This is a genomic window from Conexibacter sp. W3-3-2 (assembly GCF_009707605.1).
Classification (GTDB): Bacteria; Actinomycetota; Thermoleophilia; order Solirubrobacterales; family Solirubrobacteraceae; genus Paraconexibacter; species Paraconexibacter algicola.
This window is the reverse complement of sequence record NZ_WLYW01000001.1, coordinates 1570702-1584474: the sequence shown is the minus strand read 5'-3', so window position 1 is coordinate 1584474 and position 13773 is coordinate 1570702. Positions and strand designations below refer to the sequence as shown.

Here is a 13773-nt window from a genome sequence, read left to right as displayed (position 1 = left end):
CGCTCGCTCAGCGACCGGTCCAGCGCGCCGGGCGCCGGGCCGCGAAGGCGCGCACGCCCTCGAGCAGGTCGTCGCTGCGGAAGCAGGCCTCGCGCAGCGCGATGAGCTCCTGCTCGACCTCGCCCGGCAGCTCGCCCTCCGCGTCCAGCAGCGCGCGCAGCGCGCGCTTGTTCCCGCGCACGCTCAGCGGCGCGTTGGCGGCCAGCTCGGTCGCCCAGTCCAGCGCCTGCGCGTCGAGGCCCTCCGCGGGGACGACCGCGTTGACGAGCCCCCAGTCGCGGGCGGTCCCCGCGTCGATGTAGCGCCCGAGCAGGAACAGCTCGCGCGTGCGCGGCTCCCCGATGACGTTGAGGAACCGCCGCAGCCCGGTGTGGGAGTAGACGAGCCCGAGCTTGGCGGGCGGCATGCCGAGCTTGATGCCGTCCGCGGCGATGCGGAAGTCGCAGGCCAGCGTCAGCTCCAGACCGCCGCCGATCGTGTGCCCGGTCAGCGCCGCGAGCGTCGGCACCGGGCATGCCTCCAGCGCGTCGATCGCCCCCGTGAAGGGATGCGCGACGAGCTTCTCGGCGCGCTCGGCGAACTCGTCGTCGGGGATGTCGCCGATGTCGTAGCCCGAGGAGAACTGCCCGTCGCTGCCGCGCACCACGACGCAGCGCACGTCGTCGTCGATCCCGGTGACCGCCTCGGCGATCGCGTCGAGGATCGCGTGGTCCAGCGCGCCGCGCTTCTGCGGGTTGGCGAAGGTCAGGCGCAGGACGCCTACGGCGGGCGTGTCGAGGTGCAGCTCTCCGGGCATGGGCGCCGGAGCGTAGAGGTCCGCGGCGCGCCGGGACCGCCCGGTCAGTCCAGCACGACGAGGACGTCGCCCTCGTTGACGGCCTGCCCCTCCTCGCAGAGGATCTCGCGGACCGTGCCCGCGTCCTCGGTCTCGACGGGCATCTCCATCTTCATCGACTCGAGGATGACCATCGTGTCGCCCTCGGCGACCGTGCTGCCGACCTCGACCTCGATCTTCCAGACGGTGCCGGTGATGTGCGCTTCGACGTTCGCCACGGTCTGCCACGATAGCCGCCGCCATGGACGCCGCAAGCGCATCGACGCACCGACCCGACGTTGTGGTGATCGTCAGCGCCTTCAACGAGGCCGACCGCATCGCGGCGACGGTCACCGCCCTGCGCGACGCGTTCGCCCGGGACGGCGAGGAGGTCCGGATCGTCGTCGCCGACGACCACTCCACCGACACCACCGCGCACGTGGTCCTCGAGGCCGGCGCGGAGCTCGTGCGCGCCCCGCGCAACCTCGGCAAGGGCGGGGCGACGACGCTCGCCGCGCGCGAGGTGCTGCCGCTGGTGCTCGAGCCCGACCCGCCCGTCGTCGTGCTGTGCGACGGCGACCTCGCGGACACCGCCGTCCAGCTGCCACGGCTCGTGCAGGCCGTCCGGGCGGGGGAGTGCGACCTCGCGGTCGCCGCGTTCTCCCGGCGCGTGGGCGGCGGCTTCGGCGTCGCCGTCGGCTACGCGCGTGCCGCGATCCGGCGCCTCTGCGGGCTCGAGCTCACCGCCCCGATCTCGGGGCAGCGCGCGATGCGCGGCGAGGTGCTGCCGGCGGTCGTGCCGTTCGCCCCCCGCTTCGGCATGGAGATCGGCATGACGGTCGACGCCGCCCGCGCCGGCTTCCGGGTCGGGGAGGTCGAGCTCGACCTCACGCACCGCGCCACCGGGCGCACGCTCAAGGGCTTCCTGCACCGCGGTCGGCAGCTGAAGGACTTCGTGCTCGTCGAGCTCTCCCGCCGCTGAGCGGCCCATCGACCTGCGGGCGAAATCCGCCCGCGAGCTTGGGACCGGGTGTCGATGGGGGGCCGAGCGGCACCGTCGTACCGTCCTGGCATGGCACGGACGACACACACGGAGCACCGCCGCGTCTCCTCCTGCGACGAACAGGTGCTCCGGTCGACCGGTCTCCGTCCCCACGCCCCCTGACCCAGGGCCGACGGGACACGTAGTACGGCGGACCTGCTCCGGCAGGGCGCGTTCTCCCGCGTGTGACGCCGCCGCTCGGTGAGGAAGGCCGGGGCCAGGGGACCCAGGACCGGGGACGGGACAGCTCCGGCTCTGGGCGGGCCCCGGCCCTCACCGTGCTTGAGGACGCGACGCGGCGGGTAGCACGGCGCTCGTGTCGACCGCCACGAGCGTCCCGTCCAGTCCCGCCCCGGAGGAGACCGAGCTCAAGCGGGCCATCTCCGGCCGGCTGCTGCTCTTCTTCGTCCTCGGCGACGTCCTCGGGGCCGGCATCTACGCGCTCGTGGGCGAGGTCGCCGGGCGCACCGGCGGCGCGGCGTGGGCGGCGTTCCTCGTCGCGCTCGTGCTCGCGGTCCTCACCGCCACCGCGTACGCCGAGCTCGTCACGAAGTACCCCGACGCGGGCGGGGCCGCGCTCTACGCCCACCGCGCGTTCAACCGGCGCACGCTGACCTTCCTCGTGATGTTCGCGGTGATGCTCAGCGGCATGACCTCGGCGGCGACGCTCAGCCGCGCGTTCGCGGGCGACTACCTCGACGCGCTCTTCGACGCCCCCGAGCTGCTCGCCGCGCTCGTCTTCATCGGCGTCGTGGCGCTCGTCAACGCCCGCGGCATCAGCGAGTCGGTGCGCGTCAACGTCGTGCTGACGACGATCGAGGTGCTCGGCCTGCTGCTCGTGCTCGTGATCGGCATCGCGGCGATCGCCGACGGCGGCGGCGACATCGACGGCGGCCGCGCCTTCCAGGTGGAGGAGGGCGAGGCGGTCGCCTGGGCGATCCTCGGCGGCGCCACGCTCGCCTTCTACGCGCTGATCGGCTTCGAGGACTCGGTGAACGTCGCGGAGGAGACGCAGGACCCGCGCCGCAGCTACCCGCCCGCGCTGTTCGGGGCGCTCGGGATCGCCGGCGCGATCTACGTGGCCATCACGATCGTCGCCGTCACCGTCGTGCCGGTCGGCACGCTGTCCGGCTCGTCCGGACCGCTGCTGGAGGTCACAAGCCGCGGTCCGCTCGCCGTCGACGACCAGGTGTTCAGCGTGATCGCCCTGCTCGCCGTCGCCAACGGGGCGCTGCTGAACATGATCATGGCCTCGCGGGTCCTCTACGGCATGAGTCGCCGCGGGATCGTCCCGCCGGTGTTCTCGAAGGTCCTCCCGGGCCGTCGCACGCCGCACGTCGCGATCGCCACGACGACGCTCGTCGCGGCGGGCCTGATCGCGATCGGCAAGCTCGACCAGCTCGCCGACACGACCGTCCTGCTGCTGCTGCTCGTGTTCAGCATCGTCAACCTCGCGGTCCTCGCGCTGCGCTCCGACGTCGTCGACCACGACCACTACCGCGCCCCCACCTGGGCGCCCGTCGTCGGGGTCGCGGTCATCGTCCTGCTGCTCACCCAGACCGACGGATCGGCCTGGACGCTCGTCGCGCCGCTGCTCGCCGCCGGCCTCGCGCTGTCGTTCCTGGTGCGGCCGGGAAGCGAGGCGGATGCGGTTAGGGTCCTCGCTGATGATCCTGGCGATCGATGAGGGGACGACCGGCACGACGTGCCTCGTCTTCGACGACGACGGCACGCTCGCCGGCCGCGCCTACCGGGAGTTCACGCAGCACTTCCCGCGGCCGGGCTGGGTGGAGCACGACGCCGCCGAGATCTGGGAGGCGGTCCACGCGGTCGCGGGCGAGGCGCTCGACGACGCGGGCTGCGGACCCGGCATGCTGCGCGCGGTCGGCATCACCAACCAGCGCGAGACCGTCTGCGTGTGGGACCCGCACACGGGAGAGCCGCTGCACCACGCGCTCGTCTGGCAGGACCGGCGGACCGCCGAGCGCTGCGACGCGCTGCGCGCCGCGGGCCACGAGGCGCTCGTGCGCACGAAGACCGGCCTCGTGCTCGACCCGTACTTCAGCGGCACGAAGATCGAGTGGCTGCTCGAGCACGTCGACGGGCTGCGCGAGAAGGCGCAGGCCGGTCGCGCGGTCTTCGGGACCATCGACTCGTGGCTCGTCTTCAAGCTCACCGGCGAGCACGTCACCGACCAGTCGAACGCGTCGCGGACGCTGCTCTACGACATCGCGAAGGGGGAGTGGGACGACGACCTCTGCGCGCTGCTCGGCGTCCCCAAGCGGGCGCTCCCGGAGGTCCGCCCGTCGATCGGCGAGTTCGGGACGACGACCCCGGAGACCCTGCACGGGCACGTCGTCCCGGTGGCCGGGATCGCGGGCGACCAGCAGTCCGCCCTCTACGGCCAGGCCTGCCTGGACCCCGGCATGGGGAAGAACACGTACGGCACCGGGTCGTTCGTCCTCCTCAACTCCGGGGCGGCGCCGCCGCTCGCGCCGCCCGGCCTGCTCACGACCGTCGCGTGGGGCATCGGGCAGCGGACCGTCTACGCGCTCGAGGCCGCGATCTTCGTTACCGGCGCGGGCGTGCAGTGGCTGCGGGACGGCCTGGGCATCATCGAGCGCGCGGACGAGACCGAGGCGCTCGCCGCCTCCCTGGACGGCAACGACGGCGTGTACTTCGTCCCGGCGCTCACCGGCCTGGGGTCGCCGCACTGGGACCCGTACGCGCGCGGCACGATCGTCGGGCTGACGCGCGGCTCGACGAAGGCGCACCTCGCGCGCGCGACGCTCGAGGCGATGGCCTACCAGACCGTCGACGCGATCCGCGCGATGGAGGTCGCCTGCGGGACGCCGCTGACCGAGTTGAAGGCCGACGGCGGCGCGACCGCCAACGGCTGGCTGATGCAGTTCCAGGCGGACATCCTCGGGGTGCCGGTCGTCGTCCCGGAGGTCGCGGAGACGACCGCGCTCGGCGCGGCGCTGCTGGCGGGCGTGGGGGCGGGGATCTGGTCGCAGGACCACATCGCCCGGACCTGGCGCGCCCGGACCCGCTACGAGCCGCGCATGGGGGAGGACGAGCGCGCCGGGCTGCTGCAGGGCTGGTCCGCCGCCCTGTCCCGGACGCTCTCCTGACACCGTGTTTGGTCTACCCTGGCGGGGCACCGTACGGGTCGACGAAGTGAGAGGGCGATGAGCGGCGAGAAGCTGGCGTCGATGAAGGACCAGGTCTATCGGGACGAGCGGCCGCAGGAGTACTTCGCGCGGTTCCACGAGCGGTCGCGCACGCGCGACCCCGACTGGGTCTACGAGGCCGTCCGGATGATGACGTCGATGTACGCGTTCTCGTTCTTCCGCGCCCGCTGCATCAGCTCCGAGAAGGTGCCGGCGAGCGGGCCGCTGATCCTCGCGCCGAACCACTTCAGCTTCATGGACCACTTCTTCGTCGGCGCGTTCACGCGGCGCAAGGTGCGGTTCATGGCGAAGTCGCAGATGTTCAAGCCGCCGCTGCAGTGGATCTACACGCACGGCGGGGTGTTCCCGGTCCGCCGCGGCGCCCGCGACGACGACGCGTTCATCACCGCGCACTCGGTGCTCGCGCGCGACGGCGCGATCGCCATGTACTGCGAGGGCGGTCGCTCGCGCACCGGCGCGCTCGCGGAGCGGGCGAAGCCGGGCATCGGCCGCCTGGCGCTCGAGTCGGGCGCGACCGTGGTGCCGGTGGCGATCCACGGCTCCGCGAAGGTCCGCAACTGGAAGCGCGGCCAGTTCCCGAAGGTCACGATCCAGTACGGGGACCCGTTCGTCTTCGAGCGGGTCGAGTCGCCGACGCGCGCGCAGTCGCAGCTCGTGTCCGACGAGATCTTCGAGGAGATCAAGACGCTCTACGACGGGCTCACCGAGCACGGCGAGTCGCGCGTGCGGGCACGGGTGCGCGCGGCGCGCCGGGCGGCCCGTCAGGCCGCCAAGCGCACCGCGCCCGCGGCCTGAGGCGCCCCGCGGGTCAGATCGCGATCGTCAGGTTCGCGACGTACCCCTTGCTGACGCTGCCGGTGACGGTGGCGAGCTGGTGGATGGCGCGGTCGTCGCTGAAGACGTTGTCGCTGGACAGCGAGATCCGCGACAGCGCCGCCTGGCTCGTGGGGTAGCGGCTGGTGGCGTAGACGCGCTTGCTGGGCGCCTGCGGGAGCGCGATCTGGGAGGTCTTGACGATCGGCCCGTTGGAGGTCGCCTTCGCGACCGACGAGTAGACCTCGAAGTGGATGTGCGGCCAGCGGCCGTTGTAGCACCCGGGTAGATCGTCCGGAACCAGGCGGTCCCGTTGCTGTTGGTCTTGGCGATGCCGCGCAGGTAGTTCTCGTCGGTGATCCCCGACGAGTAGAGCGAGTAGTTGCCGAGGCGGTCGGCGTGCCAGAGGTAGACGGCGGCGCCGACGACCGGGGCGTAGTCCTTGGACCTGCGGGTCACGGTGAGGTTGACGCGCAGCGGGACGCCGGTCGCGAGGGTGCGGCTGCTGCCGAAGCTGCGGCGGATGTCGTGGCGCACGATCCCGGAGTCGTCGAGCACGTCGATGCCGTTGGAGCCGTCGCCGGGGTAGGGGCCCGCGGTCTCGCTCGGCACGATCGCGGTCGGCGTCTTCGCGAGCGCCGAGCCCGCACCGAGCCCGGCGAGGATCGCGGCGGCGCCACCGGCGCCGAAGAGCTTCAGGGCGTCGCGGCGTGAGGCCATGCGCACGAGGTCCTCGTGGAGGCCGTCGCCGTGGTCGTGGTGGTCGTCGTGGGGCGCGTGGGGGGTGGGCATGGCGGGGAGCTTCCCGCCGGATCCTGGGAGCTTCCTGGGGAGCGCCCGACAGGTTGCCGTGAGCGTCGCCCCGGGCTCCGGTGGGGGCGCGCGCTCGCGACCGCCGTACGAACCCCCGCACCCAGCGCGGGGTTCGTACGGCGGTCGCCCGGGCGCGGCGGCGTCAGGCCGGTGCGCCGTCGGTGACGACGGTGCCCTGGTGGTAGACGACCTGCCAGCCCGCCGGTGCGCGCTGCCACAGCGTGACGCGACGGGTGCGCCGTCCCGCCTGGTCGAGCGCGTAGGTCAGCGCGTAGGTGTCCGGGCCCAGGCGCCGGCAGCAGGGGTCCGTGACCGTCCAGGTCTCCTCGCCGGGCGTCGGGCCGCGCTCCACCACGGTCCGCAGCACGTCGGCGCGCGCGTACACGCCCCCGGACGCGCCGACGTGGAAGTAGTCCTCCACCATCCGCGCGTCGTAGTCCGGGCCGCCGGTGCCGAACGCGGGCCGGTGGAACACGGGCTCCAGCGCGAGCAGCTCCGCCTGCACGGACAGGAGCTCGGGGACGGTGACGCGCGGATCGGGCACGGCCTCAGCGTCGCACGACCTCGCAGTCCGTGGCGACGGTGTCGTCGGCGTCGGCGAAGACGGTGTCGGTGCCCGGTCCGCACGCGACGACGTCGAGCGCGCCGCCGACGACGTTGATGCGGTCGTCGCCGTCCCCGCCCTGGATCGTGTCCGGGTCGAGGTTGCCGAAGATCGAGTCGTTGCCGGGACCGCCGTCGATCGCGTCGGCGCCGCGGTCCCCGGTGATGTAGTCGTCGCCGTCCTCGCCGAAGATGACGTCGTCGTCGTTGCGGCCGTGCATGCGGTCGTCGCCCGGGCCGCCGTGCAGCTCGTCGTTGCCGTTCTCTCCGTCGACGTAGTCGTCGCCCTCGAGCCCGAAGAGGCGGTCGAAGCCGTCGGCGCCGAGCATCGTGTCGGGGCCCGGGGTGCCGTTGAGCGTGTCGTCCCCGGCGGTGCCGCGGACCACGGTCGCGGCCGGTGGCGCGTCGTTGGCCGGCTCGGGCGCGACGGGCACGACGACCTCGCAGCTGCGCAGCGTGTCGCGGCCGGGTGCGTCGCTCTCGACGTACACGGTGTCGCGGCCGCTGCCGCAGTCGACGGTGTCGGCGTCCCCGTCGGCGACGCGGATGACGTCGGCGCCGCGGCCGCCGCTGACGCGGTCCTGTCCGGGACCGGCGACGATCTGGTCGTCGCCGTCGCCGCCGGAGAGGTCGTCGTCCCCGGAGCCGCCGTCGAGCTCGTCGCTGCCGGCGGCGCCGAGCAGCCGGTCGCGGCCGGCGTCGCCCTGCAGGACGTCGTTGCCGTCGCGCCCGAGGAGCAGGTCGTTGCCGGTGCCGCCGTCGACGAGGTCGTCGCCCACGCCGCCGTCCACGGTCTCCGAGCCGGGCCCGGCGAACAGCTGGTCGTTGCCGTCGCCGCCGACGACCTTGTCGGTCCCGCGGCCGCCGTCGACGTAGTCGTTGCCCGGGCCGCCGTCGAGCAACCGGTCGTTGCCGAACCCGGCCTCGACGATCTTGTCGTCGCCCTCGCCGCCGAGGATGGTGTCGTCGCCGTCCCCGCCGTCGAGGTAGTCGTTGTCGGGCCCGCCGTCGAGCTGGTCGTTGCCGGTGCCGCCGAAGCCCGCGTCCTGGCCGGGACCGCCGACGAGCGTGTCGTCCCCGGCCTGGCCGCTCAGGCGGTCGTCGCCGTCCTCGCCCTGGAGGACGTCGTTGGAGGGGCCGCCGATCGCGACGTCGTTCCCGGCGCCCGCGAACACCTGGTCGTTGCCGCGCCCGCCGTTGAGCGTGTCGTCCCCGCCGAGGCCGAAGAGGCGGTCGGCGAGCCGGGTGCCGCTGAGCGTGTCGGGCCCCTCGGTCCCGTAGGTCGTCGCGATCCCGGGCTGGACCGCCACGCCGACCGGCCGGGCGGTGCGGGCCAGGCGCTGCGCGGTGAGGCGACGCAGGCTCGAGGTGCTGAACACCGACACGGTCCCGGCGCCGCGGTCGGCGACGTAGAAGCGCAGCGAGTCGGGGGAGGTCGCGGGGTAGCCCGGCCCGGCGCCGGCCGCGACGCGGGCGATCGTGCGTCCGGAGGCGAGGTCGACGATCGCGGTCGCGCGGCGGCCCTTCGCGGCGCCGACGATCGCGCGGTGCCCGTCACGGGTGACGGCGACGCCGCCGCCGACTCCGGCCTTCAGGCGCGCCGGGCGTCCGAGGCGGCCGCGGCTGACGTCCAGCGGCAGCAGCCGCGCCCCGCGGGGGCCCGCCGTGAGCACGCGGGCGATCGACCCCGTGGGCCCGAACGCGACCCCGGTCGCCCCGGCGAGCTTCAGCCGCCGGGCGAACCGGCCCTCGACGACGTTGACGATCCCGATCTGGCGGGCGCCGGTGACGGTGACGAGCTTCTGCCCGTCGGGGCTGAGCGCCGCGGGCCCGGGGGAGGAGCGCGGGATCGCGATCGACCGCACGAGCGTGAACGTCGCGGTGTCGATGACGTCGACGCCGCCGCGGCGGACCGCGTAGAGCCGCCCGCCGTCCGGGGACACCGCCAGCGCGACGACGACCCCGCGGACCGCGACGCGCCGGGTCAGCCGCCGGGTCTGCAGGTCGATGCCCGCGACCGCGTCGTCGGCGCTCGCGTAGCCGGTCGTGCCGTCGGGGGAGACGGCGCTGGCGCGCGCGACGCCGCCGACGGGCACGCGCACGAGCACGCGGTTGGTGGTGACGTCGGTCAGGACGGCGGAGCGCCCGCCGTCGGCGACGACGAGCACCCGGGCCTGCGCGGAGGGGGCGGCGAGGCCGGCCAGGACGAGGAGGAGGGGCAGCAGCGCGCGCACGGGACGAGGCATCGAACCCCCAACGCCGCGTGGGCGCCGTGGTTGCGGTGCGCGCAGCGAGCGACCGACCTACCGGTCGGTCGGGAGCGCGTAGTGCAGCCACGACGACCGCGTCCCGCCGACGCGGTCGTACACGCGCTGGGCGCGGTGGTTGTCGAGCGCGGTGGTCCACTGCAGCGACGCGCAGCCGCGCGCGAGGGCCCGCTCCCGGCAGGCCTCGATCAGCCGCTCGGCGAGGCCGCTCCCGCGGGCGGCAGGGGTGACGTAGAGGTCGTTCATCACCGCGACGCGCGCGGCCGACAGGGTCGAGAACGTCCAGTAGATCGTGGCGAAGCCGAGCGCCTCGCCGGTCGACGGGTCGCGCGCCAGCAGCTGCACGCCGTCGTGGTCGGGCTGGTCCAGGAGCGCCCGTGAGAGCGCGAGCAGCGCCTCGTCGGTGGGCGGGGTGAACCCGCCGGTCTCCTCGTAGAAGCGGGTGTACGCGCGCACGAGCGGGAGGGAGGACGTCGAGGTCCTCCTCCCGCACCGTGGTGATCGCGACGTCGGTCAGGACATCATCCCGTTGATGACGCCGCCCGAGACGTTCAGCACCTGGCCGTGCACGTAGTTGGACCAGGGCGAGCAGAGGAAGAAGATGCCGCCCGCGGCCTCCTCGACGGTCGCGGGGCGACCGAGCGGGATCATCATCGCGGCCATCGCGCGCATCTGGTCCGGGATGCCGAGCTGGACCTTCTCGCCGTCGATCTCCATGGTGTTGTCGTCCACCTTGGACTGCGTCAGGCGCGTGTCGACGAAGCCGAACGCGACCGCGTTGCAGTTGATCTTGAACTGGCCCCACTCCTTGGCGACGGTCTTCGTGAGACCGACGACGCCGTTCTTCGCGGCGGAGTAGTTCGCCTGGCCGGCGTTGCCCATCGTGCCGGAGATCGAGGCGACGTTGACGATCTTGCGGAAGACCTCGACGCCCTCCTCCTTCTCCTTCTTCGCCGGCTCGCGCAGGTGCGGGGCGGCGGCGCGCAGCACCTTGAACGGCACGGTCTGGTGGATCGCGACCATCCGGTCCCACCAGTCGTCGCTCATCTTGTGGATCGGCGCGTCGAGCGTGTAGCCCGCGTTGTTGACGATGATGTCGATCTTGCCCCAGGCGTCGATCGCGGTCTGGACCAGCTGCTCGGGCGCATCGCCCTTGGTGAGGTCACCGCCGAAGACGGCGGTCTCGCCCGCGATCTCCGACGCGGTCTGCTGGGCGACGTCGGCGTCGAGGTCGTTGATGACGACCTTCGCGCCCTGGGCGCTCAGCAGCTCGGCGGTCGCGCGGCCGATGCCGCGGGCCGAGCCGGTGACGATGGCGACCTTGTCGTCGAGGACTCCCATGTGCTGCTCCTTGTTCGGTGGGGACGGGTGCTGCGGCGCGGATGCTATTGGCAGGAGGCCAAGAGCGCGGGCGGCGCCATGCCCGTGGGGCTCAGAGCCCCATGGTCTTGCCGAGGATCTCCTTCATGATCTCGTCGGTGCCGCCGCCGATCGGACCCAGGCGCGCGTCGCGGGCGGCGCGCTCGATGCCGTACTCCTGCATGTAGCCGGCGCCGCCGTGCAGCTGCAGGCACTGGTCCATGACGTCGAAGCAGGCGCGCTGGGTGGCGAGCTTCGCCATCGTGACCTCGCGGACCGCGTCGTGGCCCTCGTGGAAGAGGCGCAGCGCGTTGTAGGTGATGCAGCGCCCGGCCTCGATCGTCGTGGCGATCTCGGCGAGCTTGTGCCGGCTGACCTGGAAGGACCCGATCGCGCGACCGAACGCGTGGCGCTCCTGCACGAACGCGAGCGTCTGCTCGAACGCGGCCTGCATGCCGCCGATCGCGCCGAGCGCCATGAGCAGCCGCTCCCACTGGAAGTTGGCCATGATCAGGTAGAAGCCCTTGTTGAGCTCGCCGAGCAGCTGGTCGTCGGCGACGAACACGTCCTCGTAGGAGATGAGGCCGGTGTCGGAGGCGTGCCAGCCGAGCTTCTCGATCTTCGAGGTCGTGACCCCGGGGAGCAGCTCGCCGTCCTCGCCGCGGGCGTCGACGAGGAAGAAGCTCATGCCGCCGTGGCCGCCCTCGGGCGTCGTCTTCACGGCGGCGACGTGGACGTGCGCGCGCACGCCGTTGGTGATGAACATCTTCGAGCCGTTGATGAGCCAGCCGCCGTCGACCCGCTTGGCGTGGGTGCGGATGCCCGCCACGTCGGACCCGGCGTCGGGCTCGGTGATGGCGAGGGCCGCGATCTTCTCGCCGCGGATGGCGGGCACGAGGTAGCGCTGCTTCTGGTCCTCGGTGCCGAACTTGAAGATCGGCGGCGTCGCGATGTCCATGTGGGCGCCGACGCCCGCCGCCACGCCTCCGGAGCCGCACCAGGCGAGCTCCTCGGCCATCACGGCCTGGTGCAGGTGGTCGCCCCCCTGGCCGCCGTACTCCTCCGGGTACTTCAGGCCGAGGAAGCCGAGCTCCGCCATGCGGTGGAAGAGGCTGTCGGGGAACCAGCGGTCCTCCTCCCAGCGGTCGGCGTTGGGGGCGAGCTCCGCGGCGACCCAGCGGCGGATCGAGGCGCGCAGGTCCTCGTGCTCCTGGGTGAACGGGGGACGGATCGCGACCGTGTCGGACGTGCGGTACTGGTCGGTGGAGGTGCTCATCACAGCTTCTTTCGGAGGAGGTCGAACATGCCGCGCACCACCTGGCGCTGCAGCGTCTTGCCCTGGCGGGAGTTGAGGAAGTCGCCGATCGCGCCGGTCCCGCCGCCGACCGCGTCGCCGGCCGGGGTGCGCTTGCGGCGGGAGGGCGCCTTCCGGGGGTAGGGGACGTGCTCGGCGTCGGGGGTGGGAGCGGGGGCCGCGGGGGAGGGCTCGGGCGCCGTGGCGTCCTCGATCCGCGCGGCGAGGATCTCGCGGGCGCTCTGGTTGTCGAGCCGCGTGCCGTACTTCGCGTTCAGCGGCGAGGCGGCGACCGCCGCGGCGACGTCGTCGGTCGGCGCCATCCGCGCCCGGGGTGCGCTGAGCTTCGTCTGCACCACCGGGGTCGGCACGCCGTCCTCGTCCAGGACGGTGACGATCGCCTCGCCGATCCCGAGCTTCGGGAGGAGCTCCTCGAGGTCGTAGATGTCGCTCTTGGGGAACGTCCCGACGGTCGCCCGCAGCGCCTTGGCGTCGTCGGGCGTGAACGCGCGCAGCGCGTGCTGCACCCGGTTGCCGAGCTGCCCGAGCACGTCGCCCGGGACGTCCTTGGGGGTCTGCGTGACGAAGAAGACGCCGACGCCCTTGGAGCGGATCAGCCGCACGGTCTGGACGACCGACTGCAGGAACGCGTCGGTGGCGTCGGCGAACAGCAGGTGCGCCTCGTCGAAGAAGAAGACGAGCTTGGGCTTCGGGAGATCCCCGGCCTCCGGGAGCGTCTCGAAGAGCTCGGCGAGCATCCACATCAGCGCGGTGCTGAAGAGCTGCGGCCTGTCCTGGACGCCGGCGAGCTCGAGGCAGCTGATGACGCCGCGCCCGTCGGGTGCGGTGCGGATCAGGTCGGTGATGTCGAACTGGGGCTCGCCGAAGAACTCGTTGCCGCCGCCGGTCTCGAGCCCGATGAGGCTGCGCAGCAGGACGCCGACGGTCGCGGAGGAGAGCCCGCCGATGCCCTCGAGCTCGGCCTTCCCCGCGTCGCTGTCGAGGAACTGCAGGAGCGCGCGCAGGTCGGCGAGGTCGAGCAGCGGCAGCTCGTGCGTGTCCGCGTAGTGGAAGACGAGCTGCAGCGACTGCTCCTGCGTCTCGTTGGCGCCGAGGATCTTGGCGAGCAGCTGCGGGCCGAAGTCGCTGACCGTCGCGCGGACCGGGACGCCCGCGCCGATCCCGCCGAGCGACAGGTACTCGACGGGGAAGCCGGTCGGCTCGAAGGGGACGCCGAGCTTCGCGCAGCGCTTGGCGGCCGCGCCCTCGGGGCTCGGGTCTCCCGGGTCGGCGATGCCGCTGAGGTCGCCCTTCACGTCGGCCACCAGGCAGGCGACGCCGCCGGCCGAGAGCTGCTCGGCGAGCACCTGGAGCGTGCGGGTCTTGCCCGTGCCCGTCGCGCCCGCGACGAGCCCGTGGCGGTTCATCATCGCCAGCGGCACCCGGACCATCGCGTCGGGGTGGGTCTCGTCGTCGAGCACCCCGCGGCCGAGGTCGACGTACGGCCCCTCCACCGCGTAGGCCTTCGTGATGTCGGCGGCGAAGTCGCTCATGCGCCGAACCTCCCGGCGGCC

The 13773-nt window shown here is 73.2% G+C and carries 13 protein-coding genes; 4 read left to right on the top strand and 9 right to left on the bottom strand.

The window, feature by feature from the left end; all coding sequences use genetic code 11:
- Positions 1-7: 7 nt before the first annotated feature.
- Complete coding sequence (locus tag GKE82_RS07830; protein ID WP_154732917.1) at positions 8-796, bottom strand: enoyl-CoA hydratase/isomerase family protein; 789 nt, start codon at positions 794-796, stop codon at positions 8-10.
- A 44-nt stretch (positions 797-840) separates the two neighbouring features.
- The gene (locus tag GKE82_RS07825; RefSeq protein WP_107570355.1) at positions 841-1053 is read right to left on the bottom strand and encodes a biotin/lipoyl-binding carrier protein; all 213 of its coding nucleotides are present in this window, start codon (positions 1051-1053) and stop codon (positions 841-843) included.
- A gap of 65 nt (positions 1054-1118) precedes the next feature.
- Between GKE82_RS07825 and GKE82_RS07820 the strand changes: the two genes are divergently transcribed.
- The 4 genes from GKE82_RS07820 (at position 1119) to GKE82_RS07805 (ending at position 5845) form a co-directional block, all read left to right on the top strand.
- Positions 1119-1796, top strand: coding sequence for a glycosyltransferase family 2 protein (locus GKE82_RS07820; RefSeq protein WP_309233489.1), 678 nt, complete (start codon positions 1119-1121; stop codon positions 1794-1796).
- 376 nt (positions 1797-2172) lie between these two features.
- Positions 2173-3543, top strand: a complete 1371-nt coding sequence (locus GKE82_RS07815) for an APC family permease (protein WP_309233488.1) — start codon at positions 2173-2175, stop codon at positions 3541-3543.
- Positions 3524-4990, top strand: a complete 1467-nt coding sequence (gene glpK, locus GKE82_RS07810; RefSeq protein ID WP_154732914.1) for a glycerol kinase GlpK — start codon at positions 3524-3526, stop codon at positions 4988-4990. The genes GKE82_RS07815 and glpK overlap by 20 nt, the downstream gene beginning before the upstream one ends.
- 57 nt (positions 4991-5047) lie before the next feature.
- On the top strand, positions 5048-5845 hold the full coding sequence (locus tag GKE82_RS07805) for a 1-acyl-sn-glycerol-3-phosphate acyltransferase (protein ID WP_154732913.1): 798 nt from the start codon (positions 5048-5050) through the stop codon (positions 5843-5845).
- A gap of 27 nt (positions 5846-5872) precedes the next feature.
- Here GKE82_RS07805 and GKE82_RS07800 read toward each other — a convergent pair whose 3' ends face one another.
- The 7 genes from GKE82_RS07800 to GKE82_RS07770 all read right to left on the bottom strand — a co-directional run bounded on the left by GKE82_RS07800 (position 5873) and on the right by GKE82_RS07770 (position 13752).
- Positions 5873-6655: a hypothetical protein gene (locus tag GKE82_RS07800; protein ID WP_230316118.1), complete on the bottom strand. Its 783-nt coding sequence runs from the start codon at positions 6653-6655 to the stop codon at positions 5873-5875.
- Between the two features lie 163 nt (positions 6656-6818).
- Complete coding sequence (locus tag GKE82_RS07795) at positions 6819-7220, bottom strand: DUF4440 domain-containing protein (protein WP_230316117.1); 402 nt, start codon at positions 7218-7220, stop codon at positions 6819-6821.
- Between the two features lie 4 nt (positions 7221-7224).
- Positions 7225-9513 carry a hypothetical protein gene (locus GKE82_RS07790; RefSeq protein ID WP_154732912.1) on the bottom strand — a complete coding sequence of 763 codons (2289 nt, stop codon included), beginning with the start codon at positions 9511-9513 and terminating at the stop codon, positions 7225-7227.
- 69 nt (positions 9514-9582) lie between these two features.
- Positions 9583-10002, bottom strand: a complete 420-nt coding sequence (locus GKE82_RS07785; RefSeq protein WP_309233487.1) for a GNAT family N-acetyltransferase — start codon at positions 10000-10002, stop codon at positions 9583-9585.
- Positions 10003-10059: 57 nt separating this feature from the next.
- The gene (locus GKE82_RS07780) at positions 10060-10887 is read right to left on the bottom strand and encodes an SDR family NAD(P)-dependent oxidoreductase (protein WP_154732911.1); all 828 of its coding nucleotides are present in this window, start codon (positions 10885-10887) and stop codon (positions 10060-10062) included.
- A gap of 91 nt (positions 10888-10978) precedes the next feature.
- Positions 10979-12181 carry an acyl-CoA dehydrogenase family protein gene (locus GKE82_RS07775; RefSeq protein WP_107570345.1) on the bottom strand — a complete coding sequence of 401 codons (1203 nt, stop codon included), beginning with the start codon at positions 12179-12181 and terminating at the stop codon, positions 10979-10981.
- On the bottom strand, positions 12181-13752 hold the full coding sequence (locus GKE82_RS07770) for a helicase HerA-like domain-containing protein (protein WP_154732910.1): 1572 nt from the start codon (positions 13750-13752) through the stop codon (positions 12181-12183). The genes GKE82_RS07775 and GKE82_RS07770 overlap by 1 nt, the downstream gene beginning before the upstream one ends.
- Positions 13753-13773 lie beyond the last annotated feature (21 nt).